The organism is Frigoribacterium sp. 2-23 (genome assembly GCF_049601585.1).
GTDB lineage: Bacteria > Actinomycetota > Actinomycetes > Actinomycetales > Microbacteriaceae > Frigoribacterium.
In genome coordinates, this window is record NZ_CP187126.1 from 1,573,534 (window position 1) to 1,599,551 (window position 26,018).

Below are 26,018 nucleotides of genomic sequence, written 5' to 3' on the forward strand. Positions count from 1 at the left end.
TGACCAGACGAACGTTCTTGGGGGTGGGGAGCGCGGTCGACATCACACGATCACCACTCGGGGGCCGGCGCGTTCGACGTCGTCGGCCAGGTCGGGGTCGACGCCGCTGTCGGTGATGATCGTGTCGATCTCGGACAGTGCGGCCACCCGGGCGAAGTCCTCGCGTCCGAACTTCGTGTGATCGGTCAGGATGACCGTCCTCCGGGACGCGGCCATGAGGGCCTTCTTGATCCGCGCCTCCGCGAGGTCGGGGGTCGTGAGCCCTCGCTCGGCCGAGAGGCCGTTGGTGCCCATGATGGCGACGTCGGCGAAGACGTCGGCGATCTGCAGGCGGGTCCACTCCCCCACGGCGGCCAGCGTGCGGCCCCGCACGATCCCGCCGAGCAGGTGCAGGGTGACATTCGGCCGTGAGACGAGCACGTTGGCGACGGGCAGCGAGTGCGTCACGACGGTCAGCTCGCGGTCGAGCGGGAGGAACTCGGCGAAGCGCACGGTCGTCGTCCCGGCGTCGATGATGACGGAGCCCCCGTCGGGGAGTTCGTCCAGCGCAGCTCTTGCGATGCGCTCCTTCTCGCCGGCGGACGCTCCCTCGCGGTCGGACACATGAGGCTCGATGCCGAGGCGCTCCACGGCGATGGCTCCCCCGTGGACCCGGCGGAGGACGCCTCGACGCTCCAACGCGGTCAGGTCGCGCCGGACCGTCTCGGGCGTGACCGCGAGCTCGCGCGCGAGACCGGCGACCTCGACACGGCCGCGCGAGCGGGCCGTCTCGAGTATCTGCTGGTGACGCTCGGGTGCGTACATCGGGACCTCATCGTCGGGATACGGACCAGCTTCGGGGCGGAGCGTATTCACAGGGAAGAACGGTATTGGCGTATTGTTGCGGGCTTATATAAGTCCGTTTCGACCCGGGTGTCAAGGCGACGCGTCGAGACGTGTCCGTTCCGACCCGGCTCGACTCGATTCTCCTGATCGGGCGAGGAAACGGACACGCTCGGAAGCCCCCGAACGGGGGCAGCGGGTCTCAGTGGGCGGCTGCGTCCCAGCTCGGTCCAGTGCCCACGCTGACGTCGAGCGGCACCTTCAGGGATGCGGCGCCGCTCATCCGGCGGCGGACGATGTCGCCGACCACGTCGAGCTCACCCGATGCGACCTCGACGATCATCTCGTCATGGACCTGGAGCAGGACGCGCGACGCCATCTCGCGCTCGTCGAGCTCTGCACGGACACCGAGCATGGCGATCTTCATGATGTCGGCCGCCGAGCCCTGGATCGGTGCGTTGAGCGCCGCGCGTTCGGCGTTCTCGCGGACGACACGGTTCGGCGAACGGAGGTCCCCGAATGGTCGCCGACGACCGAAGATCGTCTCCGTGTAGCCGTCCTCCCTGGCCTTCTCGACGACGTTGCGCAGGTAGTCGCGGACGGCCCCGAAGCGGGTGAAGTAATCCGTCATCAGTTGCTTCGCCTCCGAGCTCTCGATGCGGAGCTGCTTGGAGAGGCCGAAGGCGCTGAGTCCGTAGGCGAGACCGTAGGACATGGCTTTCACCTTGGTGCGCATCGCCGGAGTCACGTCGACAGGCTCGACGCCGAAGATACGGGCACCGACGAAGCGGTGCAGGTCCTCGCCCTCGTTGAAGGCCGTGATGAGGCCCTCGTCGCCCGACAGGTGGGCCATGATGCGCATCTCGATCTGCGAGTAGTCGGCCGTGAGCAGGGTCTGGTAGTCAGGACCGTGGACGAAGGCGGCACGGATCTCACGGCCGACGGCGGCCTTGACCGGGATGTTCTGGAGGTTCGGGTCGACGGACGAGATCCGCCCGGTGGTCGTGCCCGTCTGGTCGTACGTCGTGTGGATGCGCCCGTTGTCGTCGACCGCCTTCTCCAGTGTGTCGATGATCTGCCGGAGCTTCGTCGCGTCCCGATGCTTGAGCAGCAGGTCGAGGAAGGGATGGGGATGTTTCTCCTGCAGATCGGCGAGCGAGGCCGCGTCGGTCGAGTAGCCGGTCTTGGTGGCACGAGTCTTGGGCATCTCGAGCTGCTCGAAGAGGACCTCCTGCAGCTGCTTGGGCGAACCGAGGTTGACCTCTCGGCCGATCTCGGCGAAGGCGTCGGTCGCGAGACCTGCCGCGGTCTCGCCGAGCCGGGTGGACAGGGCCGCCAGGGCCGGACGGTCGGTCGCGACCCCGGTGAGCTCCATGTCGCCGAGAACGCGAACCAAGGGGATCTCGATGTCGGTCAGGACGGAGCGCGAGCCCTCGTCGAGTGCCTCCACGAGCGACTCGGACAGGCGCAGTGCGTACCACGCCTCGGTCGCGACCCCGATCTGATCGTCGGTGGGGACGAGCTGGTTCGGGTCGCCCACCGGCAACGTCTCACCGAGTTGCTCGTAGACCAGGTCGGACAACGCGAAGGAGGTTCGCCCCGGGCGGAGGAGCCAGGCTGCCACCCGCGTGTCGCCGACGATACCCGTGAGCGGGAGACCCGCCTTGGACAGGGCCTTGTAGGCGCGCTTCGCGTCGTGCAGCACCTTCGGGGTGGAGTCGTCGAGCCATGCTTCGAGGGCCACGTAGTCGCCGCGCCCCGTCGCCCAGGGGATGTAAGCGGATTCGTCGTGCGAGGAGATGCCGAGCCCGACGATGCTGTCACCGCCGTACTCGACGGCGAGCCCGACGGGCGCGGCCGGGTCGGACGCGTTCTTCTTCAACCAGAACGCGAGTTCTTCGTCGACCAGGGTGCGCACGACCGGCAGACCCGACGGGGCTTCGACGGCATCGACCGTGGTCGTGCCCGCGCCGGCGGGGTTCTCGGTTTCCGCGAGCTTCAGCACCCGCTCGAGCAGTGTGCGGAACTGCAGCTTGTCGAACAGCTCGCGGACGGCCGCCTCGTCGATGGGGCGGCGATCGAGGTCGCCGGGACCGACAGGGAGCTCGACGTCGGTGACGAGGCGGTTCAGCCGTCTGTTGCGGATGGCACGGTCTTTCTGTTCGCGCAGCTTGTCGCCCACCACACCCTTGATGTCGTCGGCGTGCGCGATCACCTCGTCGAGGCTGCCGTAGAGGTTGATCCACTTGACCGCGGTCTTCTCCCCCACCTTGTCGATGCCGATGAGGTTGTCGCTCGTCTCGCCGACGAGGGCGGCGATCTCGGGGTATTGATGGGGCTCGATGCCGTAGCGCTCGAACACCTTGTCACGGTCGTAGCGGGTGAGCTCGCTGACGCCTCGTGCCGACGGGTAGAGCAGGGTGACGTCGTCGTTGACCATCTGGATGGCGTCGCGGTCGCCCGAGACGACGAGCACACGGTAGCCGTCGGCCCGCCCGCGGACGGCCAACGTCGCGAGGATGTCGTCCGCCTCGAAGTCCTCTTTCGTGATGGTCGTGATGCCCATCGAATGCAGGGCCTCTTGCAGCAGGGGGATCTGCCCGACGAACTCGACCGGGGTCTCGGACCGGGTGCCCTTGTACTCGGGGTATTCGCGGGTGCGGAAGGAGAAGCGCGAGATGTCGAACGCCACGGCGAGATGGGTCGGCTTCTCCGCCTTCACGAGGCTCAACAGCATCGAGATGAAGCCGTGGATAGCGTTCGTGTGTTGCCCCTCGCGGTTGACGAAACTGTCGACCGGCAGGGCGTAGAACGCCCGGAATGCAAGGGAATGACCGTCGATGACCAGGAGGGTAGGCTTTGCTTCGTCCGACACCCCGTCAGCCTAGCGGGCGCCTCCGACACTGCTCGGGGCGAGGATCACCCGCCCCGACCACCGGAGAACCATGAGCGAGACGCCGTCCGAGACCGCCGCAGCCGTTGACGCCAACGACGCGACCCGCACCGTGAAGCCGGAGGCGCGGCTCAGCGCCTCCGCCGAGCAGCTGTTCTCGAGACGTGGCGTCGGTGCCCTGGCCGAGAAGATGGGCATCGAGATCCTCGAGATGAGCGCCGATCGTGCCGTGGGACGGATGCCCGTCGTCGGCAACACGCAACCGGTCGGCATCCTGCACGGCGGAGCCCACGTCGTCCTCGCCGAGACGCTCGGATCGATCGCGGCCAACGTGCACGCCGGTCCGGGACGGATCGCGATGGGCATCGAGCTGAACGCCAGTCACAGCCGGTCCGCCGCCTCGGGGTGGGTGACGGGCACCTGCACGGCGATCCACCTCGGCCGGACCCTGGCGACCCACGAGATCGTCATGACGGACGAACGAGGGCGCCGCCTCTCGACCGTCCGCATCACCAACATCCTCACGGACGAGCCCTCCTGACGCAGGCCCACGACGCGCGACGGCCCGCCACCTCCGAGGTGACGGGCCGTCGTGTGAGTGCAGCGGGGGTGCTCAGGCCTTCTTGGCGCTGAGCTGCTCGATGATGGCCTGTGCCACGTCGTGCATGGTCAGACGGCGATCCATGGAGGCTTTCTGGATCCAGCGGAACGCCTCGGGCTCGGTGAGGCCCATCTTCTCGTTCAGCAGGCCCTTGGCACGGTCGACGAGCTTGCGGGTCTCGAAGCGCTCGACCAGGTCGGCCACCTCGGCCTCGAGCGTGATGATCTGCGAGTACCGGGACAGGGCGATCTCGATCGCGGGCAGCAGGTCGTTGGGGGTGAAGGGCTTCACGACGTAGGCCAGGGCTCCGGCCTCGCTCGCCCGCTCGACGAGTTCCTTCTGACTGAAGGCGGTGAGCAGGACGACGGGCGCGATGTGCGCCTTCGTCAGCCTCTCGGCCGCGGAGATGCCGTCGAGCTGAGGCATCTTGACGTCCATGATGACGAGATCCGGGCGAAGCTCCGTCGCGAGAGCGACGGCCGTCTCGCCGTCACCGGCCTCGCCCACCACCTCGAAACCGTTGTCGCGGAGGATCTCGACGATGTCGAGCCGGATGAGGGATTCATCTTCGGCGACGACGACGCGACGGGGTGCTGCTGAGGTTGCTTCCTGGTCACTCACGAGCAAAAGCCTACGGTATTGTGACTCTGGTTGTTGTGCGCCGGATTGGCGGAATGGCAGACGCGGGGCACTCAAAATGCTCTGTTCGAGAGGACGTGTGGGTTCAAGTCCCACATCCGGCACAAAGACTTCGGGCGCAGAGCCGCAGACGGTGACTCCTCCCGTCGCGTCCGTGCCGCCACTCGTACCTCCCTCCCGACACGATTCGTCGGGCAGCGCGCTGCGTGTCGACGCATCATCGCCCGGGTGCCTCGGCTGGCCCCCCGCGGGTGACACCGGATGGTTTCCCACCCGGATTCCCAGAAATGTCGATCGAGGTGGTGTGACCGGCCCGACCGTGCAGTAGGCTGGCGCGACTGGTTGTTGTGTTACGCATTTGTATCTCGCGACAGGTCGGACGCGATTCGAGAGGATCGAAGACGGCAGTGTCGTTCTCAGAGGGAGCGGACAAAAAGGCACCGCGACGAGCGATCTCGAAATCGAGGTCGACAACTCTGAAAAAGGAACAGAAAAAATGGCAACAGGCACCGTGAAGTGGTTCAACTCCGAAAAGGGCTTCGGCTTCATCACCCCCGACGACGGATCCACTGACGTGTTCGCACACTTCTCCGCGATCGCCGGCGACGGCTACCGCAACCTGGAAGAGAACCAGAAGGTGGAGTTCGACACCGCGCAGGGCAACAAGGGCCTGCAGGCCGAGAACATCCGCGTCATCTGACTCGGTCGGGTCCTCGAGGCCCGATGATCGTCGTCATCCGTGACGACGTTCGAACGAAGGCCCCGAACCGCGTAAGCGGCTCGGGGCCTTTCTCGTACGCACGTTCGATCGCGCCCGCTCGCTCAGGCCCACACGGGCTCAGGGAAGCGTCAAACCGAGGAGGCGCGCTACGGGTTCGTAGTCCGCCTGCGCCGATCGGTAGGCCTCCGACGAGAGCGGCTCCTCCTCGCTCGGATCGAGCGAGCCGGGCGTCGCGCTCCGGGCACCGGACAGGCGCGACCGCGTGGCCATCGCCTCCTGCAGGTACCGGAACCGGACCACCCGCGTCGCCCAGAGGATCAGTTCGTCATCCGAGCTGTCGTCGGGCGCCGCCCGGGCGACATCGAGCGGGATCTCGACGGCAGGCAACGGTGCCGCCGCCCGTGTGACCCGCCCCCGCTTCTCCGTCGCCACGAGGGTGCGGACGCCCAGCGCGAGGACCGCCCCCACGGCGCTTCCGACGACGAAGAGCATGGCCGCCTCCAGTACATCGCCGACTCCCCAGGTCGTGATCGCGGTCGTGGCCAGGACGAGCCCTCCCCCGAGGGCACCGATGACGATGCTCCGCAGGGGGCGTACGCCTCGGTCGGGCAGCGCCGTACCGCGTGCATCGATCCAACTCTGCCGGGTCTCGGCCACTCCGTAGGGCGACCACGAGGGCACGACGAAGAGCCGTTTCTCGATCGAGAAACAGGACGGGTGCTCGACGCCGATGGCCATGGGCCGATGCTACGAGCGTGGGAGGTGGATCGCCTGGGCGTGGGCCGCGAATCACTCGACTGGACGACGGCCTCGATGACGGACCCGGACGACGACGACGGCCGGCCCCCAGAGGGACCGGCCGTCGTGACGGTGTCGCGGAACGGGCTACGGCTTCGCGGCGTAGGCCGGTGCGGCCTCGCCGTGGGCGTCGCCGACCCGGTGCACGCGCAGGTCGTTCGTCGAGCCCGAGATCCCGGGAGGGGAACCCGCGATGACGATGACCTTGTCGCCGACCTCGGCCAGGTCATGACCCAGCAGGATGTCGTCCACCTGCGCGAACATCGCGTCGGTGTGCGTCACCGTCTCGACGAGGTACGACTGCACACCCCAGCTGACGGCCATGCGTCGACGGATCGCCTCGGTCGGCGTGAAGGCGAGGATCGGGATGGAGTGCCGGAGGCGCGACATCCGTCGGACGGAATCACCCGACTCCGTGAAGACGCACAGGAATTTCGCCTGGACGAAGTCGGCCACATCGGCGGCCGCGAGCGTGATCGCACCGCCCTGGGTGCGCGGCTTCGTGCCGAGCGGAGGAATCCGTTCGAGACCGTGCTCTTCGGTGGAGGTCACGATGCGCGCCATGGTCTGGACCGTGATCACGGGGTACTCGCCGACGCTGGTCTCGCCGCTCAGCATGACGGCGTCCGCGCCGTCCAGGACGGCGTTAGCGACATCGGACGTCTCGGCGCGCGTCGGAATCGGGCTCGAGATCATGGACTCGAGCATCTGGGTCGCCACGATGACGGGCTTCGCCATGCGGCGCGACAACTCGACGGCGTGCTTCTGCACGATCGGGACGGCCTCGAGGGGCAACTCGACACCGAGGTCGCCGCGGGCGACCATGATGCCGTCGAACGCGTCGATGATGGCCTCGAGGTTGTCGACCGCCTGGGGCTTCTCGATCTTCGCGATCACCGGGACACGGCGGCCCTCTTCGGCCATGATCTCGTGCACGCGGTCGACGTCGTCGGCATCGCGGACGAACGACAACGCGATCAGATCGGCACCGAGCTTGAGGCCCCAGCGCAGATCCGCCTCGTCCTTGTCGGACAGCGCAGGTACGTTGACAGCGACGCCGGGCAAGTTGATGCCCTTGTTGTTCGAGACGGTGCCCGCGACGACCACCTCGGTGGTGACGACGGTGCCATCGGTCTCGAGGACGCGCAGCTTGACACGACCGTCGTCGATCAGCAGCGGGTCGCCGGGGGCGACGTCCTGGGGCAGACCCTTGAACGTCGTGCCGCAGATCTCCTTCGTGCCGAGAATGTCGTCCGTCGTGATCTTGAAGACGTCGCCGACGGCCAGGTCGTGCGGCCCGTCGCTGAACTTGCCGAGCCGGATCTTCGGCCCCTGCAGGTCGACCAGGACCGCGACCGCGCGACCGGAGTCGTCCGAGGCCTTGCGGACGTTGGCGTAGACGCCCTCGTGGACGTCGTAGCTGCCGTGGCTGAGGTTCATACGAGCCACGTCGACACCGGCGTCGATGATGGCTCGGATGTCGTCGTAGCTCGACGTCGCCGGCCCGAGGGTGGCGACGATCTTTGCGCGTCTCATGTGTTCCTTCGTGTGGAGGGATGGAGGTGGACGAGAGGCCCGTCACTCCACCCTATTCCCGCTCGGGTGAAGCTCAGACCGAAATGGAGTGATCCGTCGGACGAACGGGAAATGGCAGGACGGTGGATCCCTCGAGATACGTGTCGACGGCCGAGGCCGTCGCACGACCCTCGGCGATGGCCCACACGATGAGGGACTGACCACGGCCGGCGTCACCGGTCACGAAGACGCCCGGCTGGCTGGTCTCGTACGAGCCGTTGCGTTCTGGAGTGCCGCGGTCGTCGAACGGAACGCTCAGCTGCTGCTCGAGAGCCTCCCGCTCGGGACCCGTGAAGCCCAGTGCGAGCAGCACCAGGTCGGCGGGGATCTCGCGTTCGGTGCCGGCCTTGGGCACGCGACGACCGTCGACGTACTCGGTCTCGGCGACCCGGATGGCCCGGACCTCGCCGACCTCGTTCTTGAGGAACTCCACCGTCGAGGCGAGGTAGACGCGTTCGCCCCCCTCTTCGTGCGCGCTCGAGACCTCGAACAGGGTCGGGAACATCGGCCACGGCTGCGAGTCCGGGCGTTCGGCCGGCGGCTGCTTGCCGATCGCGAGGTTCGTGACGCTGAGGGCACCCTGGCGGTGCGCGGTGCCGATGCAGTCGGCGCCGGTGTCGCCACCGCCCAGGACGACGACGTGCTTGCCCTCGGCCGAGATCTGGTCGGCGACGGTGTCGCCCGCGCCGATGCGGTTCTGCTGCACGAGGTAGTCCATGGCGAAGTGCACGCCCGGCAGGTCGCGCCCGGGGATGGCGAGATCGCGGGGCACGGTGGCACCGGTGGCGACCACGACGGCGTCGTAGCGGGCACGCAGGTCGTCCCACGTGATGTCGCGGCCGATCTCGACACCGGCACGGAAGCGGGTCCCCTCGGCTCGCATCTGCGACAGCCGGAGCTCGATCTGCTTCTTCTCCATCTTGAAGTCGGGGATGCCGTAACGGAGCAGACCGCCGATACGGTCTTCCCGCTCGTAGACCGCGACGGTGTGTCCGGCCCGGGTCAGCTGCTGGGCGGCGGCGAGTCCGGCGGGGCCGGATCCGACGACGGCCACCGTCTTGCCCGTGAGGCGCTGGGGCGGGTGCGGTGTGACCCATCCGCTCGCGAAGGCCTGATCGATGATCGAGACCTCCACCTGCTTGATCGTCACCGGCGGCTGGTTGATGCCGAGCACGCAGGACGCCTCGCAGGGAGCCGGGCAGAGCCGGCCCGTGAACTCGGGGAAGTTGTTCGTCGCGTGCAGACGCTCGATGGCCTGGCGCCCCTCGCCCCGCCACATGAGGTCGTTCCACTCGGGGATGAGGTTGCCGAGGGGGCAGCCCTGGTGGCAGAACGGGACACCGCAGTCCATGCAGCGGCCCGCCTGGCGGCGGAGCTCGCCCGACTCCTGCTGCTCGTAGACCTCTTTCCAGTCCATCAATCGGACGGACACCGGACGACGCTTCGGGAGCTCGCGCTTCTGGGTCTTGAGGAAGCCCTTCGGATCAGCCACCAGTCACCTCCAAGATTCTCTTCCATGCTTCGTCGCCGTCGGGGTCGAGTCCCTCGTCGACGGCCGTCTGCCGGGTGGCGAGGACGGCGGCGTAGTCACGCGGCAGCACCTTCACGAAGTCCTGCACGGCCTCGTCGAAGCCGGCGAGCAGGCGCTCCGCGACGGGTGAACCCGTCTCGGCCCTGTGTTGTGTCAGGAGATCGCGCAGGATCTCGACGTCGGCGCTGCCGAGCGGGTGCAGCTCGAGCTCGCCCGAGGCGAGCGAGTCGGGGTTGACACGCTCACTCTGCAGCCGGTGCACGTAGGCCGTGCCACCGCTCATACCGGCACCGAGGTTGCGTCCGGTGTCGCCGAGGATGACGGCCAGACCACCGGTCATGTACTCCAGGGCGTGGTCGCCGACGCCCTCGACGACCGCGCTGGCACCCGAGTTGCGGACCAGGAAGCGCTCCCCCACGATGCCGCGGATGAACATGCTGCCCTGGGTCGCGCCGTAGCCGATCACGTTACCGGCGATCACGTTGTCCTCGGCGACGAAGGTGCTGGCGTGGTCGGGACGGACGACGATGCGCCCGCCCGAGAGGCCCTTGCCCACGTAGTCGTTGCTGTCGCCGATGAGGCGCAGGGTGATGCCCGCCGGCAGGAAGGCCCCGAGCGACTGCCCTGCGGACCCGGTGAGCGTGATGTCGATGCTGCCGTCGGGGAGGCCGTGCTCGCCGTGTCGGACGGTCACCTCGTGGCCGAGCATCGTACCCACGGCGCGTTCCGTGTTGCGGATCGTGCGGGAGATCGCGATCGAGCCGCCGTTCTCCAGGACGTCCGCGCTCTCGGCGATCAGCTGCACGTCGAAGTGCTTCTCGAGCTCGTGGTCCTGACCGACGTAGTTGCGGCGGGGCTCGTGCTCATCGAAGGTCGGCCCGACCAGGACGGGGGTGAGGTCGAGGCCGGAGGCCTTCCAGTGGTCGACCGCTCGGTCGACATCGAGCAGGTCGCTCCGGCCGATGGCCTCGTCGAGGGTCCGGAAGCCGAGGGCAGCCAGATACTCGCGGACCTCCTGTGCCAAGAACTCGAAGAAGTTGACGACGAACTCGGGCTTGCCCGAGAACCGGGCGCGCAGTTCGGGGTTCTGTGTCGCGACGCCGACGGGGCAGGTGTCGAGGTGGCAGACCCGCATCATGATGCACCCCGAGACGACGAGCGGTGCGGTCGCGAAACCGAACTCCTCGCCGCCGAGCAGCGCCGCGACGATGACGTCGCGCCCTGTCTTCATCTGACCGTCGACCTGCACGACCACGCGGTCGCGCATGCCGTTGAGCATCAGGGTCTGCTGCGTCTCGGCGAGGCCGATCTCCCAGGGGGTACCGGCGTGCTTCAGCGAGTTGAGCGGGCTGGCGCCGGTGCCTCCGTCGTGACCGGATACGAGGACGACGTCGGCGAGTGCCTTGGTGACACCCGCGGCGACGGCGCCGATGCCCGACTGGCTCACGAGCTTGACGTGCACGCGCGCCGAGGGGTTGGCACGCTTGACGTCGAAGATCAGCTGCTTCAGGTCTTCGATCGAGTAGATGTCGTGGTGCGGGGGTGGCGAGATGAGGCCCACGCCGGCCGTCGCGTGACGGGTGCGGGCGACCCACGGGTAGACCTTAGTCGGGGGCAGCTGGCCACCCTCGCCCGGCTTCGCGCCCTGCGCCATCTTGAGCTGGATGTCGGTGGCGTGCGTCAGGTACATGCTCGTTACGCCGAACCGCCCGGAGGCGACCTGCTTGACGGCGCTGCGACGCTCCGGGTCGAGCAGGCGGTCGACGTCCTCGCCACCCTCACCCGTGTTCGACTTGCCACCGAGACGGTTCATGGCGATGGCGAGGGTCTCGTGCGCCTCCTGGGAGATGGAGCCGTAGCTCATCGCCCCCGTCGAGAAGCGCTTGACGATCGCCTCGACCGGCTCGACCTCGTCGAGCGGGATCGCGGGACGGCTACCGTGCTTGAGCTGGAACAGCCCGCGCAGCGTCATCAGGTTCTCGGCCTGGTCGTCGACCAGCTTCGTGTACTCGCGGAAGATGTCGTAGCGGCGAGTCCTCGTCGCGTGCTGCAGCCGGAACACCGTGTCCGGGTTGAACAGGTGGGGCGGCCCCTCACGACGCCACTGGTACTCGCCACCGGTCGCGAGACGCTCGTGGGCGATGACCGAGCCGTCGGTCGGGTACGCGCTCGTGTGGCGCTGCTTGTTCTCGTCCGCGATGACGTCGATGCCGATGCCGCCGAGCATGGTGGAGGTGCCGGTGAAGTACGTGTCGACGAACTCCTGGCTGAGTCCGACCGCCTCGAAAGCCTGGGCGGCGGCATAGCTCGAGACCGTCGAGATGCCCATCTTGGACATGATCTTGAGCACACCCTTGCCGAGCGCCTTGATCAGGTTGTGCACGGCGTCCTCGGGAGAGATACCCGTGATCATGCCCGACCGGACCAGGTTCTCGCACGTCTCCATGGCGAGGTACGGGTTCACGGCGGAGGCGCCGTAGCCGATGAGCGTCGCGACGTGGTGCACCTCGCGGACGTCGCCGGCCTCCACGATCAGGCCGACCTTCATGCGCTTCTCGGTGCGGATCAGGTGGTGGTGCACGGCCGCGATCATCAGCAGGCTCGGCACGGGCGCGAAGTCGCTGTTCGAGTCGCGGTCGGACAGCACGATGAACTCGGCGCCCGCCTCGATGGCGTCGTCGACCTCGTCGCACATGGCGGCGATGCGCTTCTCCAGGGCGCGCGGTCCCTTGTCGGCCCGGTAGAGGCCTCGGATCGTGGAGGTGAGTCGGGACCCGGGGCTCGGGTCGATGTGCTGGATCTTCGCGAGCTCGTCGTTGTCGATGACCGGGAAGTCGAGGATCACCTGACGCGCGTGCTCGGGCGTCGCCGCCAACAGGTTGCGCTCGGGGCCGAGGCCGAGCTTCAGCGACGTCACCACCGACTCGCGGATCGAGTCGAGCGGCGGGTTCGTCACCTGGGCGAACTGCTGCGTGAAGTAGTCGAACAGGAGGCGCGGCCGGCCGGACAGGACGGCGATCGGTGTGTCGCTGCCCATCGCACCGAGGGGCTCCGCACCGGTCTTCGCCATGGGCGTCAGGAGGATGCGGACCTCTTCCTCCGTGTAGCCGAAGGTGCGTTGGCGTCGTGTCACGGACGCCGGCGTGTGCACGATGTGCTCGCGCTCCGGCAGGTCGCTCAGGTGGATGCGTCCCTCGTCGAGCCACTCGCCGTACGGCTCGGACGCGGCGAGATCGCGCTTGATCTCGTCGTCCTCGACGATGCGGCCCTCGTCCGTGTCGACGAGGAACATCTTGCCGGGACGGAGGCGCCCCTTGCGGACGACCCGGGCCGGGTCGATGCCGAGGACACCGATCTCGCTCGCAAGCACCACGAGGCCGTCGTCGGTGACGAGGTACCGGCCGGGGCGGAGCCCGTTGCGGTCGAGCGTGGCGCCGACGAAGGAGCCGTCCGTGAACGTGATCGCGGCGGGACCGTCCCACGCTTCCATGAGCATGGAGTGGTACTCGTAGAAGTCGCGGAGCTTCGGGTCGATGCCGACCTGGTTCTCCCAGGCCTCGGGCACCATCATCATGATGGCGTGCGGCAGCGACCGGCCGGTCAGGCTGAGCAGCTCGACGACCTCGTCGAACGAGGCCGAGTCGCTCGCGCCGGGGCTGACGATCGGCAGGATGGGCTTGAGGTCGCCGATCAGCTCGGACTCGAGTTGCGACTGACGCGCGCGCATCCAGTTGCGGTTGCCCCGCACGGTGTTGATCTCGCCGTTGTGGGCGATCATGCGGAACGGCTGGGCCAGGGGCCACGACGGGAAGGTGTTCGTCGAGTACCGCGAGTGCACGATCGCGAGACGGGACGCGAAGCGCTCGTCGCTGAGGTCGGGGTAGAAGGGCTCGAGCTGGAGCGTCGTGACCATGCCCTTGTAGACCATGGTGCGGCTGCCGAGCGACGTGAAGTAGGCACCGAGCTTGCGTTCTGCGCGCTTCCGCAGGCGGAAGGCCTGCCGGTCGAGGGCGACGCCCGCAAACGGCGCACCCGAGGCGTCGCGGTGACGACTCGCGACGAACAGCTGCTCGAATGCCGGCATGGCCTTGCGGGCGAGCGTGCCGAGCTCGTCGGGGCGCACGGGGACCTCGCGCCACCCCAGCACGTCGAGTTGCTCGAGGTCGGCGATGCGCTCGATGCCGGCCTTCTGCTCGGCGCGCTCCTGGTCGTCGGTCGGCAGGTAGGCGATTCCGACGGCGTAGCTGCCGGCTGCGGGCAGCTCGAAGTCCACGACGTCACGGAGGAAAGCGTCGGGCACCTGGCAGAGGATGCCGGCGCCGTCACCGGTGCCCGCGTCGGAACCGACGGCACCGCGGTGCTCGAGGTTGCGCAGGGCACCCAGAGCGGCGTCGACGATGTCGTGCCCCGGGGTGCCGCGCAGCGTCGCCACCATGGCGAGGCCGCAGGCGTCTTTCTCGTTCGCCGGGTCGTAGAGACCCGTGGCCGCGGGAACCGCGCTGAACTGCTGATGGGCTGGCGTGAAGGCCATGGAGTCCGTCCTCACGAAGAAATCCAATACAAAGCGGGACGACGTCGGCCCGAGGCGTCGACGGCCCCAGGTGGGTCGTCGTCAGATGCTCACCGGGCGGAGGTTCGTTGCCCGGTGGTGGCGCGGTGCTGGTAGCGCTCTGCAGGTGCCTTGACCGCTTGTGGCGATCGTGAGGTGGTACTCGACACGGAGGCTACGCGACGAGATCGGGAGCCGACTGGCGGGAGACGGAGTCGTCAGGAACGCGGTGCGGAACTGGATTTGTCGTCCGCCCCACCGACGGTGACCGACTCGGGTTCGTCGTCTTCCGTATACGTGTCGTCGGAGTCTAGCGCAGTGTCGCGCTCCCCCGGCGCGCGACCCGGGACGTAGGCGTTCGGCACGAGCCCGGTGTGTCGTCGCGAGGCGACCACGAAGATGACGACGCCCAGGACGATGGCCGCGAAGGACATCCAGACGTTCGTGCGGATACCGAAGAAGAGGAGGCTCGGATCGGTGCGGATCGACTCGAACCAGGCGCGTCCGATCCCGTACCAGACGAAGTAGAACGCGATCGCCTTGCCCCATTGCAGCGGGGTGGAGCGCTCGATGAGCAGGAGGATCGCGACGCCGGCGAGCATCCAGATGATCTCGTACAGGAAGGTCGGGTGGAACAGTGTGCCGGCCGGGAGACCCGTCGGGTAGGCCGCGTTGGTGGACTCGATCTCGAGCCCCCAGGGCAGATCGGTCGGCATGCCGAACAGCTCGTGGTTGAAGTAGTTGCCGAGACGACCGAAGGCCTGGGCGACGAGGAGCCCGGGAGCGAGCGAGTCGGCGAAGACGGAGAAGCGGAGCCCCGAGAAGCGGCAGCCGAACCAGACGCCGACGGCACCGAAGATGAGCGCGCCGTAGATGGCGAGTCCGCCCTCCCAGATGTAGAAGACGTGCACGAACTGGTCGGCTGAGGCGAAGTAGTCACCGGGGTGCGTGATGACGTGGAAGAACCGACCACCGACGATGCCGAACGGGACGGCCCAGATGGCGACGTCGATGACGACCCACTTCTCGGCGCCACGGTTGGTCAGGCGACGGTTCGTGATCAGGACCGCCGCGATGATGCCGACCAGGATGCAGATGGCGTATGCGTGGATACGCAACGACCCGGGCAGGGAGGCTCCGAACGTCGAGTTGATCCACCCCGTGAGGTCGAAGTACTGCCAATCGACCGAGGGGCTGGGGATGCTCAAGGGGAGGGACACGAGCGGGGTCGCCTTTCAGATGCGGACGGATGGTCGGCGGACCTGGCGGTCGCGCCGGCGCTAGACGACTCTAGCGCCCGACGCCAGGTCGCTCGCGACCTCGGCGAGGCGGGGCACGCCGCCCTCGGCCAGCGCGCGGACGAACGCCGAACCGATGATCGCGCCGTCGGCGTACTCCAGAACCTCGCGCACCTGCTGGGCGGTCGAGATGCCGAGTCCGACGCAGGCGTTCTCGACACCGACGGCGCGAAGGCGAGCGACGAGCGTCGAGGCGGCCGAGTCGACGTCGGACCGCGCACCCGTGATGCCCATTGTCGAGACCGTGTAGACGAAGCCTCGGCTTCTCTCCACGGCCTGGCGCAGGCGCTCGTCGCTGGACGACGGTGCTGCGAGGAAGACGCGGTCGAGACCGGCGGCCTCGGAAGCGGTGATCCAGGAGGAGGCCTCGTCGGGGATGAGGTCGGGCGTGATGAGACCGGCTCCCCCGGCGGCTGCCAGGTCGTCGGCGAACCGCTGGACGCCGTACTGCTCGACCGGGTTCCAGTACGTCATGACGACGACCGGCGCCGACACCCGGGACGTGATCTCGCGCACGGCGGTGAAGACGTCGCGGACCCGGAAGCCCTCGGCGAGCGACCGTTGGGTGGCGGCCTGGATGACCGGACCGTCCATCACGGGGTCCGAGTAGGGCAGGCCCAACTCGATGACGTCGATGCCGTTCTCGGCCAGGGCCACGGCGGCGTCGATACTCGTCTCGAGGTTCGGGAACCCGACGGGAAGGTAGCCGATGACGGCTCCCGACCCGGCATCGCGCCGCGCCCGGATGGCGGAGCCGACCTTGCTGTCGGGGTGGGTCGATGTCGTCACAGTTGCTGCGCCTCTTCGTCGAGGACCCCGAAGTACCGGCTGGCGGTCGCGACGTCCTTGTCGCCGCGGCCGCTCAGGGACACCAGGATCGTCCAGTCGGGGTGCTCGCGGCCGAGCTGCAGCGCCCCTGCCAGGGCGTGCGCGGACTCGATGGCGGGCATGATGCCCTCGAGCCGCGTGAGGAGACGGAACGCCTCCATCGCCTCGGTGTCGGTGACCGGGATGTACGACGCGCGACCCGTCTCGGCGAGCCAGGCGTGCTCGGGGCCGACGCTCGGGTAGTCGAGCCCGGCCGAGATCGAGTGGCTGTCGACGGTCTGGCCGTCTTCGTCCTGCATCAGGTACGACTTGGCGCCGTGCAGGTTGCCCACCCGCCCCAGCGTGATGGACGCGGCGTGCCGGCCCGTCTCGACGCCGTCGCCGCCGGCCTCGAACCCGAACAGGGCGACCGAGGGGTCGTCGAGGAAGGCGTGGAAGATGCCCATCGCGTTCGAGCCGCCGCCGACGCAGGCGGCCACGGCGTCGGGAAGCGCGCCCGTGAGGTCGAGGACCTGCTGGCGGGCCTCTTCACCGATGATCTTGTGGAAGTCGCGGACCATGGCAGGGAACGGGTGCGGACCCGCGACCGTGCCGAGGACGTAGTGGGTGGTGTCGACGCTCGCCACCCAGTCGCGCAGGGCATCGTTGATGGCGTCCTTCAAGGTGCGGGACCCCGTGGTGACCGAGACGACCTCGGCTCCGAGGAGGCGCATCCTGGCGACGTTGAGCGCCTGGCGCTCGGTGTCGACCTCGCCCATGTAGACGACGCATTCCATGCCGAACAGGGCCGCGGCGGTGGCGGTGGCGACGCCGTGCTGACCGGCGCCCGTCTCGGCGATCAGGCGGGTCTTGCCCAGGCGGCGGGCCAGGAGGGCCTGGCCGAGCACGTTGTTGATCTTGTGCGACCCCGTGTGGTTCAGGTCTTCGCGCTTCAGGATGATCCGCGCCCCACCGGCGTGCTGCGCGAAACGCGGCACCTCGGTGATGATCGACGGGCGGCCCGTGTAGGTCGCGTGCAGCGCCGTGAGCTCGGCGGCGAACTCGGGATCGACCGCTGCGGCCTTGTAGGCCGCGTCGAGCTCGTCGAGGGCGGCGACGAGGGACTCGGGGACGAAGCGTCCGCCGAAGTCGCCGAAATAGGGACCGGTCTGGTCACGCAGGGCCATCTAGACCTCCAAGAAGCGGGTGAGGGCGTCGACGGGATTGCCGTGGGTGACGAGGGCCTCGCCCACCAGGACGACGTCGGCACCGGAACGGCGGTAGTGGGCCACGTCGGCCGGCGCCAGGACGGCGGACTCGGCCACGCGGGTGACCCCCTGGGGGATCGAGTCGGCCAGGCGGCCGAACAGGTCTTGGTCGAGCTCGAACGTGGTGAGGTCGCGGGCGTTGACGCCGAGTACCTGGGCACCCGCGTCGAGACCTCGCGCGACCTCGTCGGCGGAGTGGGTCTCGATGAGCGCCGTCATGCCCAGCTCGAGGACGAGATCGTGGAGCTCGACCAGGCGCTTCTGCTCGAGACCGGCGACGATGAGCAGCACCAGGTCGGCACCCGCGGCCCGGGCCTCGAAGACCTGGTACGGGTCGGCGATGAAGTCCTTGCGGAGGACGGGGACGTCGACCACGGCGCGGACGGCCTCGAGGTCGGCGAGGCTGCCCTTGAACTTGCGACCCTCGGTCAGGACGCTGATCGCGCTGGCGCCGCCTGTCGCGTACGACACGGCGAGGGACGCGGGGTCGGCGATGTCGGAGAGGTCGCCGCGGGACGGGCTCGCCCTCTTGACCTCGGCGATGATCTTCACGCGGTCGGCGGGGGCGAGCGCGGCGCGCGCGTCGAGCGCGGCCGGACGGTCGAGTGCCGAGGCCTCGACCGCGGCGAGGGGCAGACGCTCGCGACGCGACTCGGCGTCGGCCAGAGCGCCGGCGAACAGGTCGTCGAGCACCTAGTTGTGTGCCTTCTGGACGTAGCGGTGGCCACCGACGCCGTAACCGGCCTTCTTGAGGACCGCACCGACGATCAGACCGACGATCAGGAGACCGACGGAGGCCCACACGACGATGGGCTGGTTGAAGAAGAAGGCCACCGTGCCGATCGCGAACGCGACGAGCATGATGACGACGGCCGTCCAGGCGGCCGGCGAGTTGCCGTGGCCGAGGTCTTCGTGCTGCTCGGCGTCGGCGGGCTTCGTGCTCGTCGTGTGGTTGCTCACAGTGCTCCTTGCGTGGTGGCGGATCTGGTGTCGAGTCTACCGGGTGGTGTCGCCGGGGGCGGGATGACCGTCGGTCGGGTCTCCCCCGCCCGACAGGCTGTCCCAGGCAGCGGCTGGATCGTCGGCCGGATCGGCGGAGACGAGCCGGACGGCCTGGTACTTCTTGGTCGCCACGGGCCAGCGGCCGGCCAGCAGCACGACCGCGAGCCCCAGGAGGGTCGCGACGACACCGGCGACCAGGCCCACGAACGGCCAGGGTGTCGCGACGGCCTGATCGACGAGGTGTCGGACCGAGTCGGCGCCGTCCACGCCGGTCGCGGACGTGATCGCGCTCGACGAGGAGGCCACGGGATCGACGAGCGCGCTCGTCGCCGTCACGACGACGGCGACTCCCAGCAGCACCTGGAGTACACCGAGGACGATGCGGAAGACGCGTCCGGCGATCGTCAGCGCGCCGAACAGGGCGAGACTCGCGAGTGCGAGCGCGGACAACGACCCGCCGGCGACGTCGCCGTCCACCGTGATGTCGGTCCGGCCGCCGAACGTGGAGGAGATCACGAGTCGGAACCAGGGCTGCGTCCAGGACAGGAGGGTGACCCCGGCGACGAGGACACCCGCGAGGATCGTGAGCAGCTTGATGCGGCGCGAGGAGGCCGGTCGGGACGTCATCGGTCGAGCCTCGTCATGGCGTTGGCCACGGCGACGGCACGCAGGGGGGCCGCGGCCTTGTTGCGCGCCTCCTGGTTCTCGGCCGCCGGGTCGCTGTCGGCGACGAGGCCGGCCCCCGCCTGGACACGAGCGACGCTCCCTTGCAGGAGGACGGTGCGGATGGCGATGGCGACATCGGCCGATCCCGCGAAGTCGAAGTAGCCGACGACTCCCCCGTAGACACCGCGCTGCGCGGGCTCGAGCTCGTCGATGATCTCGAGGGCACGCGGTTTGGGCGCACCGGACAGCGTGCCGGCCGGGAAGGTCGCGCGGAACGCGTCGATGGCATTGCGCCCGGGCGCGAGGTCGCCCTCGACGCTGGAGACCAGGTGCATGATGTGACTGAACCGCTCGACCTGCATGAACTCCGTGACCTCGACCGAGCCGGGCGTGCACACCTTGAGGAGGTCGTTGCGGGCCAGGTCGACGAGCATGAGGTGCTCGGCACGCTCCTTCTCGTCGTGTTCGAGCTGCTCGGCCAGTGCGAGGTCCTCTTCGGGTGTCGCGCCGCGCGGCTTTGATCCGGCGATCGGGTGCGTGAGCGCGCGCCGGCCGTCGACCTTGACCAGTGCCTCGGGCGAGGAGCCCACGATCTGGTAGGGCTCGCCATCGACGTCGTCGAGCGTGACCAGGTACATGTACGGGCTCGGATTGAGCGTGCGCAGGACGCGGTACACGTCGAGGGCGTCGGCGATCAGCTCGTGGTCGAAGCGCTGCGAGATGACGACCTGGAACACGTCGCCGTCGCGGATGAACTGCTTCGAGCGCTCGATGGCCTGCGCGTACTCGTCGTCGGTCGTGCGGCGGACGGGCACGGGCGTGGTGGTCAGGTCGACCGTCGAGAGATGCGCCTCGCTCGGGCGGGCGAGCTCGGACTGCAGCCGGTCGAGGCGTGCCTGCGCGTCGGCCCAGAGGGTGTCCGCGTCGTCGACGCCGTCGTTGAGCGCGGTGGCCACGAGCAGCACGGCGCCGGTCCGGTGGTCGACGACCACGAGCTCGGAGACGAAGCTCAACGCCTGGCTCGGGACGACGAACTCGGCCGGCGGTCGATCCGGCAGGTTCTCGAGCTCGCGCACGGCCTCCCAGCCGATGAAGCCGACCAGACCGCCGGTGAGCGGCGGGGTGCCGGGGACGCGCGGGGTCTCCCAACGGGCGTGCAACGCCGAGAGCACGTCGAGCGGCCGACCCGTCGCGCCGCCGAGGGCCCGCTCTCGGGAGAGCCCGTAGTCGATCCACTCGGCCTCGCCGTCGCGGGTCGTGAGCACGCCGAAGGAGGACACGCCGACGAACGACCAGCGGGACCAGATGCCGCCCTGCTCGGCGGACTCGAGGAGGAACGTGCCCGGCCGGCCCGCCGCCAGCTTGCGGTAGATGCCGACGGGTGTCTCGCCGTCCGCGAACAGGTCGCGGACGACGGGCACGACCCGGTGCCCGTCGAGCAGGGCGTCGAAGTTGGCGCGGGTGGTGCTGGAACGATCAGACATGGTGCGGGCCTTCGTCGGTCGAGGAGGCGGTGGCCGGGTCGAGCGGGTCGACCTCGAAACAGGAGTGGGCACCCGTGTGGCACGCCGCCCCGATCTGCTCGACGGTGACGAGCAGCACGTCGTCGTCGCAATCGAGGGCCGCGGCACGGACGAACTGGGCGTGGCCGGACGTGTCGCCCTTGCGCCAGTACTCCTGGCGCGAACGCGACCAGAACGTCACCCGCCCCTCCGTCAAGGTCCGGCGCAGCGCCTCGGCGTCCATCCAGCCCATCATCAGGACGTCCTTGCTCGACTCCTCCTGCACGATCGCGGGCAGCAGGCCGTCCGCGTCGAAGCGGGCGCGGGCGACGACCGGCTCCACCGTCTCGCGGGTCAGCTGATCGGTCATGGTGGCTCCTATCGGACGACGGCGCCGTGGGCGGCCAGGTCGCGCTTGACGTCGGCGACGGTCAACTCGCCGTTGTGGAAGACGGAGGCGGCCAGCACGGCGTCGGCGCCCGCCTCGATGGCGGGGGCGAAGTGCTCGACCGCACCCGCGCCTCCGGACGCGATGACCGGGACGCGGGACGCGGCGCGCATGAGCCGCACCAGTTCGAGGTCGAAGCCGTTCTTGGTGCCGTCGGCGTCGATCGAGTTGACGAGCAGTTCGCCCGCACCCCGTTCGACGGCCTCGCGCGCCCAGGCCACGGCGTCGAGTGTGGTCTCGGTACGGCCACCATGGGTCGTCACGACGAAGCCCGACTCGGTGTCGCCGCCCCGTTTGACGTCGAGCGACAGGACGACGGCCTGGGCACCGAAGCGGTCGGCGATCTCGCCGATGAGCTCGGGGCGCGCGATGGCCGCGCTGTTGACGCCGATCTTGTCGGCGCCGGCCGCCTGGAGCCGCGCGACGTCGTCGGCCGAGCGCACGCCTCCCCCGACGGTGAGCGGGATGAAGACCTGTTCGGCGGTGGCGCGGACGACGTCGTACATCGTGGAGCGGTCGTCGACCGTCGCCATGACGTCGAGGAAGGTGATCTCGTCGGCGCCCTGCTCGTAGTAGGTGCGCGCCAGTTCCACGGGATCGCCGGCGTCGCGGAGGTTCAGGAAGTTCACGCCCTTGACGACACGACCGGCGGCGACGTCGAGGCACGGGATGACCCGGACGGCGAGGGTCGTGTCGCCTGCCCCCGTCATCACAACCTCGCCGCGTGGATGGGGCTGACGATGATCGCGCGGGCCCCCAGCTCGTACAGGGCGTCCATGATCTGGTTCGTGTCGGTGCGTGGCACCATCACCCGGACGGCCGTCCACTCGGGGTCGTGCAGGGGCGACACCGTGGGCGACTCCATGCCGGGTGCCAGTGCCGTGGCGGCGTCGAGCATCGACACGGGCAGGTCGTAGTCCATCAGCACGTACTGACGCGCCACGAGGACACCCTGGAGGCGTCGGTGCAGGACCGACAGCCCCTCGGTGTCGTCGTCGGCGGTGATGAGGACGGCCGTCGACGACAGGATCACCGGGCCGAACACCTCGAGCCCGGCCGCGCGCAGGGTGGCACCGGTCTCGACGACGTCGGCGATGGCGTCGGCCACGCCGAGCTGGACCGCGCTCTCGACCGCCCCGTCGAGGCGCACGAGCTCGGTGTGCACGCCCTCACGCTCAAGGAACGCCCCGACCAGACCGGGGTAGCTGGTCGCGATGCGCGTGCCCTCGAGGTCGGCGAGGGACGAGAAGACACCCGCCGGCCCGGCGAAGCGGAAGGTGGACGCGCCGAAGTCGAGCGGCGCGACCTCGTGTGCGGGCGACAGCGAGTCGAGCAGCAGATCGCGGCCCGTGATGCCGACGTCGAGGGCACCCGAGCCGACGTAGGTCGCGATGTCGCGGGGGCGGAGGTAGAAGAACTCGACCCCGTTGCGCTCGTCGACGACGTGCAGGGTCTTGGTGTCGCGACGACCGGAGTAACCGGCCTCGGCGAGCATCTCGGTGGCGGTCTCGCTGAGCGAGCCTTTGTTGGGGACTGCGACGCGGAGCATGGGGCTGACTATCCGATCTGACGCCGGTTCGGCGGCGAGGAGGAGAAGGGGGTCGGGATCGGGCTCAGAGATGTCGGTAGACGTCGGCCGGGGTGAGGCCCTTCGCGAGCATCAGCACCTGCACGTGGTAGATCAGCTGGGAGATCTCTTCGGCGGTGGCCGTGTCGCCCTCGTATTCGGCGGCCATCCAGACCTCGGCGGCCTCTTCTACGATCTTCTTGCCGATCTGGTGGACGCCGGCATCGAGCTCGGCGACGGTGCCGGAGCCCGCGGGGCGCGACTGCGCCTTCTCGCTGAGCTCGGCGAAGAGTTCGTCGAAGGATTTCACGACGTCTAGGCTACCGTCGCCGCGGCGGCGCGGAGTTCGGCGATGCGCTGTGCCGGCTCGCCGCCGTACACGGCGGAGCCGGCGACGATCGTGTCGGCCCCGTTCGAGACGGCCGTGCCGATGGTGTCGAGGGAGATGCCCCCGTCGACCTCGAGCCAGACGTCGAGACCGGAGGCCGTCACGGCCTCGCGGGCACGGCGGAGCTTCGGCATCGTCTCGGGCATGAAGGACTGGCCACCGAAACCGGGCTCGACCGTCATCACGAGGATCATGTCGAACGCGTCGAGGGTCTGCAGATACGGCTCGAGGTCGGTGCCGGGCTTGAGCGCGATGGAGGCGCGGGCACCGTTGGACCGGATCGCCCGCGCCGTCGCGACGGGGTCGGCCGCGGCCTCGGCCGAGAACGTCACCGAGAACGCGCCGGTCTCGGCGTAGACGGGCGCCCAGCGGTCGGCGTCGTCGACCATGAGGTGCAGATCGAGCGGGACGGGGCTGACCTCGCGGAGACGCTGGACGACGGGCAGGCCGATGGTCAGGTTGGGCACGAAGTGACCGTCCATGACATCGACGTGGACGAGGTCGGCGTCGGCGATGCGGCCGAGATCACGCTCGAGGTTGGCGAAATCGGCCGACAGGATGCTGGGGCTGATGCGAACGGGCACCGGTATAGTCTACCGGCGCGGCGTCCCGGGGACTCCCCCGGGCGCCCGGCACGGACGCACGTCAGGCCTCGTCTTTGGTGACGAGCGCGACGAACATCGCGTCGGTGCCCTGGCGGTGCGGCCAGAGCTGGACGTAGGGCGCGCTCGGCAGGTCGACGTCGTGGCCGGAGACCCGGCGGACGACGGGTGCCGCGTCGACGAGGCGGACCCCCTCGCCGTGGCGGCGCAGGCCGGTCTCGACGATGGCGCGCGTCTCGGCGACGTGGGGCGAGCAGGTCACGTAGGCGAGGACTCCGCCCGGGGCCAGCGCGTCCAGAGCACTCGCGAACAGCTCGGCCTGGAGGCCGGTCAGCTCGCCGACGTCACGGGGCTGCTTGCGCCAGCGCGCCTCCGGACGCCGGCGGAGGGCGCCGAGACCGGTGCACGGCGCGTCGAGCAGGATGCGGTCGAAGGCCGCGGGCTCGTCGGCGCCGAAGCGACGCGCGTCTCCCTCGACGACGGTGACCCCGCCGGGGACCGTGGCGAGAGCCTGGCGCACGAGGCCGGCACGGGCCGGCACGAGTTCGTTGGCGATGAGCGTCGCGCCGCCCCGTGCGGCCTCGGCTCCGAGCAGAGCGGCCTTACCGCCCGGGCCCGCGCACATGTCGAGCCAGCGCTCACCCGGCCGGGCGTCGCGGAACCGGCTGAGGGCGAGGGCGGCGATCTGCGACCCCTCGTCCTGGACCCGCGCGCGTCCCTCGCGGACGGGTCGGGACTGGGCCGGGTCGCCTCCGGTGCTCGTCGCCGCCAGGGGCGACAGGCGCGCGCTCGGGGCACCCAGCTCGGAGGGCTCCGCGAGACCGGGCAGGGCCACCAGGCTGACGCGGGGGGCCTCGTTGTCGGCGGCCAGGAGCGCGAGCAGCTCGTCGCCCCGCCCCTCGGCGTCGAGCGACTGACGGAGCGCGCGGATCACCCACTCGGGGTGCGACCATTCGGCGGCGAGGCGCTCGTCGGGACCCGAGGTCGCCGCCAGGACGCGCTCGAGCCATTCGTCGCCGGTCGACCGCGAGATGGTGCGGAGCACACCGTTGACGAACCCGGTGGCCGATCGGCTCGCGACGGTCTTGGCGAGGGAGACGGTCTCGTCCACGGCCGCGTGCACCGCCACGCGCATGCCGAGGATCTGGTGCGTGCCGAGACGCAGGACGTCGAGGACGGCCGGGTCGATCTTGTCCGTGCCGCGGCGGGCCGCGATCTCGATGACGCGGTCGTAGTAGCCGCGCATGCGCAGCGTGCCGTAGGTCAGCTCGGTCGCGAGTCCCGCGTCCTGCGCCGACAGACGGGCGCGGGCGATCCGCTGCGGCAGGAGCAGGTTGGCGTAGGCGTCGTCGTGTTCGACGGCTCGGATGACGTCGAGGGCGATCGATCGCGCCGGCTGGACGGGGCTCATGCGAATCGCCTCTCGAGATCGACGGGCAGGCCGCGCCACCAGTCGGCGGCGGGCATCGGCTTCTTACCCGGGGGTTGGATCACGGCCAGCTCGATCGGTCGATCGGCGGTGCCCAGGACGACGCGTCGACCCCGCAACTCGAAACGCCCCGCCTCGAGGGGCGACTCGGCGTCGTCCGTCGCCCGCGCCTCCAGGACCTTCACGCGGTCGTCCCCGAGCAGTAGGTGCGCGCCGGGCTCCGGTGTCACGCCCCGGAAGACGGCGAGCACCGAGGAGGCACGGGTCGAGGGGTCGAGTCGGCCGTCGGCCAGTGTCAGCTTGGCCGCGCTCGTCGGCTCACCGGTCTGTGCGACACCGTGTGCCGTACCGGCGGCCAGCTCGTCCACGACGCGGGCGAGCAGGCCCGCCCCCTCGTCGGCGAGGTCGGTGAGGAGCTGCCCCGCCGTCTCGTCACCGTGCAGACGGTGCTCGAGGACGCCGTAGACGTCTCCGGCGTCGAGCTCGGGCACGAGCTGGAAGACGGCGGCACCGGTGACGTCGTCACCGGCCATCAACGCCCGCTGCACGGGCGCAGCCCCCCGCCACCGGGGCAGGAGCGAGAAGTGCAGGTTGACCCAGCCGAGGCGTGGTGTCGACAGGAGTGGCTCGCGGAGCAGGGCTCCGTAGGCGACGATCACGCCGAGGTCCGCCCCGAGCGCGTTCACCTGGGCGGTGACCTCGTCGGTGATGCGTCGGGTCTTGAGGACGGGGATGCCCGCCTCCGTCGCCGCGACGGCCACGGGTGTGGGCGTCAGGACGCGGCGACGGCCCTGGGGTGTGTCGTCGCGTGTGAGCACGGCCACGACGTCGTGGGGGCCGTCGATCAGGCTGAGGAGGGAGGGAACGGCGGCGGCGGGGCTACCGGCGAAGACGAGGCGCACAGGGGTCCTG

Annotated in this window: 23 protein-coding genes and 1 tRNA gene; 3 read left to right on the forward strand and 21 right to left on the reverse strand. The window is 69.4% G+C overall.

The window, feature by feature from the left end:
• Positions 1-42: 42 nt before the first annotated feature.
• Positions 43-804 (reverse strand): DeoR/GlpR family DNA-binding transcription regulator, encoded by a 762-nt coding sequence (locus tag ACPEEZ_RS07435; RefSeq protein ID WP_423924118.1) that lies wholly within the window; start codon positions 802-804, stop codon positions 43-45.
• A 220-nt stretch (positions 805-1,024) separates the two neighbouring features.
• On the reverse strand, positions 1,025-3,697 hold the full coding sequence (gene polA, locus ACPEEZ_RS07440) for a DNA polymerase I (RefSeq protein ID WP_423924119.1): 2,673 nt from the start codon (positions 3,695-3,697) through the stop codon (positions 1,025-1,027).
• Between the two features lie 70 nt (positions 3,698-3,767).
• On the opposite strand from polA, the gene ACPEEZ_RS07445 reads away from it, so the two are divergent.
• Positions 3,768-4,256 (forward strand): PaaI family thioesterase, encoded by a 489-nt coding sequence (locus ACPEEZ_RS07445; RefSeq protein WP_423924120.1) that lies wholly within the window; start codon positions 3,768-3,770, stop codon positions 4,254-4,256.
• A 72-nt stretch (positions 4,257-4,328) separates the two neighbouring features.
• Here the strand turns inward: ACPEEZ_RS07445 and ACPEEZ_RS07450 are convergent, their stop codons facing one another.
• A complete protein-coding gene (locus tag ACPEEZ_RS07450; RefSeq protein ID WP_423924121.1) occupies positions 4,329-4,937 on the reverse strand; it encodes an ANTAR domain-containing response regulator in 609 nt (202 codons plus the stop codon).
• A 39-nt stretch (positions 4,938-4,976) separates the two neighbouring features.
• Here ACPEEZ_RS07450 and ACPEEZ_RS07455 point away from each other — a divergent pair.
• Both ACPEEZ_RS07455 and ACPEEZ_RS07460 read left to right on the forward strand, forming a co-directional pair.
• A tRNA-Leu gene (locus ACPEEZ_RS07455) sits at positions 4,977-5,059 on the forward strand.
• A gap of 392 nt (positions 5,060-5,451) precedes the next feature.
• Positions 5,452-5,655, forward strand: a complete 204-nt coding sequence (locus ACPEEZ_RS07460; protein ID WP_055797427.1) for a cold-shock protein — start codon at positions 5,452-5,454, stop codon at positions 5,653-5,655.
• A 138-nt stretch (positions 5,656-5,793) separates the two neighbouring features.
• Here ACPEEZ_RS07460 and ACPEEZ_RS07465 read toward each other — a convergent pair whose 3' ends face one another.
• The 18 genes from ACPEEZ_RS07465 to ACPEEZ_RS07550 form a co-directional block, all read right to left on the reverse strand.
• Positions 5,794-6,414, reverse strand: a complete 621-nt coding sequence (locus ACPEEZ_RS07465) for a hypothetical protein (protein WP_423924122.1) — start codon at positions 6,412-6,414, stop codon at positions 5,794-5,796.
• 147 nt (positions 6,415-6,561) lie between these two features.
• Positions 6,562-8,010, reverse strand: a complete 1,449-nt coding sequence (gene pyk, locus ACPEEZ_RS07470; protein ID WP_423924123.1) for a pyruvate kinase — start codon at positions 8,008-8,010, stop codon at positions 6,562-6,564.
• Between the two features lie 73 nt (positions 8,011-8,083).
• Positions 8,084-9,541, reverse strand: coding sequence for a glutamate synthase subunit beta (locus ACPEEZ_RS07475; RefSeq protein WP_423924124.1), 1,458 nt, complete (start codon positions 9,539-9,541; stop codon positions 8,084-8,086).
• A complete protein-coding gene (gene gltB / locus ACPEEZ_RS07480) occupies positions 9,534-14,111 on the reverse strand; it encodes a glutamate synthase large subunit (protein ID WP_423924125.1) in 4,578 nt (1,525 codons plus the stop codon). Before gltB ends, ACPEEZ_RS07475 begins: the two co-directional genes overlap by 8 nt.
• Before the next feature lie 236 nt (positions 14,112-14,347).
• Positions 14,348-15,349: a prolipoprotein diacylglyceryl transferase gene (lgt, locus tag ACPEEZ_RS07485; protein ID WP_423924126.1), complete on the reverse strand. Its 1,002-nt coding sequence runs from the start codon at positions 15,347-15,349 to the stop codon at positions 14,348-14,350.
• 60 nt (positions 15,350-15,409) lie between these two features.
• Positions 15,410-16,216: a tryptophan synthase subunit alpha gene (gene trpA / locus ACPEEZ_RS07490; protein WP_423924127.1), complete on the reverse strand. Its 807-nt coding sequence runs from the start codon at positions 16,214-16,216 to the stop codon at positions 15,410-15,412.
• Positions 16,213-17,421 carry a tryptophan synthase subunit beta gene (trpB, locus tag ACPEEZ_RS07495; RefSeq protein WP_423924128.1) on the reverse strand — a complete coding sequence of 403 codons (1,209 nt, stop codon included), beginning with the start codon at positions 17,419-17,421 and terminating at the stop codon, positions 16,213-16,215. The genes trpA and trpB overlap by 4 nt, the downstream gene beginning before the upstream one ends.
• The gene (gene trpC, locus ACPEEZ_RS07500) at positions 17,422-18,195 is read right to left on the reverse strand and encodes an indole-3-glycerol phosphate synthase TrpC (protein ID WP_423924129.1); all 774 of its coding nucleotides are present in this window, start codon (positions 18,193-18,195) and stop codon (positions 17,422-17,424) included.
• Positions 18,196-18,462: a DUF6704 family protein gene (locus ACPEEZ_RS07505; RefSeq protein WP_423924130.1), complete on the reverse strand. Its 267-nt coding sequence runs from the start codon at positions 18,460-18,462 to the stop codon at positions 18,196-18,198.
• A gap of 36 nt (positions 18,463-18,498) precedes the next feature.
• The gene (locus tag ACPEEZ_RS07510; protein ID WP_423924131.1) at positions 18,499-19,131 is read right to left on the reverse strand and encodes a Trp biosynthesis-associated membrane protein; all 633 of its coding nucleotides are present in this window, start codon (positions 19,129-19,131) and stop codon (positions 18,499-18,501) included.
• Complete coding sequence (locus ACPEEZ_RS07515) at positions 19,128-20,654, reverse strand: anthranilate synthase component I (RefSeq protein ID WP_423924132.1); 1,527 nt, start codon at positions 20,652-20,654, stop codon at positions 19,128-19,130. The genes ACPEEZ_RS07510 and ACPEEZ_RS07515 overlap by 4 nt, the downstream gene beginning before the upstream one ends.
• The gene (hisI, locus tag ACPEEZ_RS07520) at positions 20,647-21,042 is read right to left on the reverse strand and encodes a phosphoribosyl-AMP cyclohydrolase (RefSeq protein ID WP_423924133.1); all 396 of its coding nucleotides are present in this window, start codon (positions 21,040-21,042) and stop codon (positions 20,647-20,649) included. Before hisI ends, ACPEEZ_RS07515 begins: the two co-directional genes overlap by 8 nt.
• 8 nt (positions 21,043-21,050) lie before the next feature.
• Complete coding sequence (gene hisF / locus ACPEEZ_RS07525; protein ID WP_423924134.1) at positions 21,051-21,830, reverse strand: imidazole glycerol phosphate synthase subunit HisF; 780 nt, start codon at positions 21,828-21,830, stop codon at positions 21,051-21,053.
• Positions 21,830-22,669, reverse strand: a complete 840-nt coding sequence (hisG, locus tag ACPEEZ_RS07530) for an ATP phosphoribosyltransferase (RefSeq protein WP_423924135.1) — start codon at positions 22,667-22,669, stop codon at positions 21,830-21,832. The genes hisF and hisG overlap by 1 nt, the downstream gene beginning before the upstream one ends.
• A gap of 64 nt (positions 22,670-22,733) precedes the next feature.
• Positions 22,734-22,997 carry a phosphoribosyl-ATP diphosphatase gene (locus tag ACPEEZ_RS07535; protein ID WP_423924136.1) on the reverse strand — a complete coding sequence of 88 codons (264 nt, stop codon included), beginning with the start codon at positions 22,995-22,997 and terminating at the stop codon, positions 22,734-22,736.
• A 5-nt stretch (positions 22,998-23,002) separates the two neighbouring features.
• Complete coding sequence (rpe, locus tag ACPEEZ_RS07540) at positions 23,003-23,659, reverse strand: ribulose-phosphate 3-epimerase (protein WP_423924137.1); 657 nt, start codon at positions 23,657-23,659, stop codon at positions 23,003-23,005.
• A 61-nt stretch (positions 23,660-23,720) separates the two neighbouring features.
• A complete protein-coding gene (locus ACPEEZ_RS07545) occupies positions 23,721-25,088 on the reverse strand; it encodes an RsmB/NOP family class I SAM-dependent RNA methyltransferase (protein WP_423924138.1) in 1,368 nt (455 codons plus the stop codon).
• Positions 25,085-26,008, reverse strand: a complete 924-nt coding sequence (locus ACPEEZ_RS07550) for a methionyl-tRNA formyltransferase (RefSeq protein ID WP_423924139.1) — start codon at positions 26,006-26,008, stop codon at positions 25,085-25,087. The genes ACPEEZ_RS07545 and ACPEEZ_RS07550 overlap by 4 nt, the downstream gene beginning before the upstream one ends.
• Positions 26,009-26,018: the final 10 nt, after the last annotated feature.

What these genes read in the sequence shown, in the direction of transcription:
- ACPEEZ_RS07435 (WP_423924118.1), bottom strand. Translation starts at nt 804, where the DNA reads ATGTACGCACCCGAGCGTCACCAGCAGATACTCGAGACGGCCCGCTCG.
- ACPEEZ_RS07445 (WP_423924120.1), top strand. Translation starts at nt 3,768, where the DNA reads ATGAGCGAGACGCCGTCCGAGACCGCCGCAGCCGTTGACGCCAACGAC.
- ACPEEZ_RS07460 (WP_055797427.1), top strand. Translation starts at nt 5,452, where the DNA reads ATGGCAACAGGCACCGTGAAGTGGTTCAACTCCGAAAAGGGCTTCGGC.
- ACPEEZ_RS07465 (WP_423924122.1), bottom strand. Translation starts at nt 6,414, where the DNA reads ATGGCCATCGGCGTCGAGCACCCGTCCTGTTTCTCGATCGAGAAACGG.
- pyk (WP_423924123.1), bottom strand. Translation starts at nt 8,010, where the DNA reads ATGAGACGCGCAAAGATCGTCGCCACCCTCGGGCCGGCGACGTCGAGC.
- gltB (WP_423924125.1), bottom strand. Translation starts at nt 14,111, where the DNA reads ATGGCCTTCACGCCAGCCCATCAGCAGTTCAGCGCGGTTCCCGCGGCC.
- trpB (WP_423924128.1), bottom strand. Translation starts at nt 17,421, where the DNA reads ATGGCCCTGCGTGACCAGACCGGTCCCTATTTCGGCGACTTCGGCGGA.
- ACPEEZ_RS07510 (WP_423924131.1), bottom strand. Translation starts at nt 19,131, where the DNA reads ATGACGTCCCGACCGGCCTCCTCGCGCCGCATCAAGCTGCTCACGATC.
- ACPEEZ_RS07515 (WP_423924132.1), bottom strand. Translation starts at nt 20,654, where the DNA reads ATGTCTGATCGTTCCAGCACCACCCGCGCCAACTTCGACGCCCTGCTC.
- hisI (WP_423924133.1), bottom strand. Translation starts at nt 21,042, where the DNA reads ATGACCGATCAGCTGACCCGCGAGACGGTGGAGCCGGTCGTCGCCCGC.
- hisF (WP_423924134.1), bottom strand. Translation starts at nt 21,830, where the DNA reads ATGACGGGGGCAGGCGACACGACCCTCGCCGTCCGGGTCATCCCGTGC.
- hisG (WP_423924135.1), bottom strand. Translation starts at nt 22,669, where the DNA reads ATGCTCCGCGTCGCAGTCCCCAACAAAGGCTCGCTCAGCGAGACCGCC.
- ACPEEZ_RS07545 (WP_423924138.1), bottom strand. Translation starts at nt 25,088, where the DNA reads ATGAGCCCCGTCCAGCCGGCGCGATCGATCGCCCTCGACGTCATCCGA.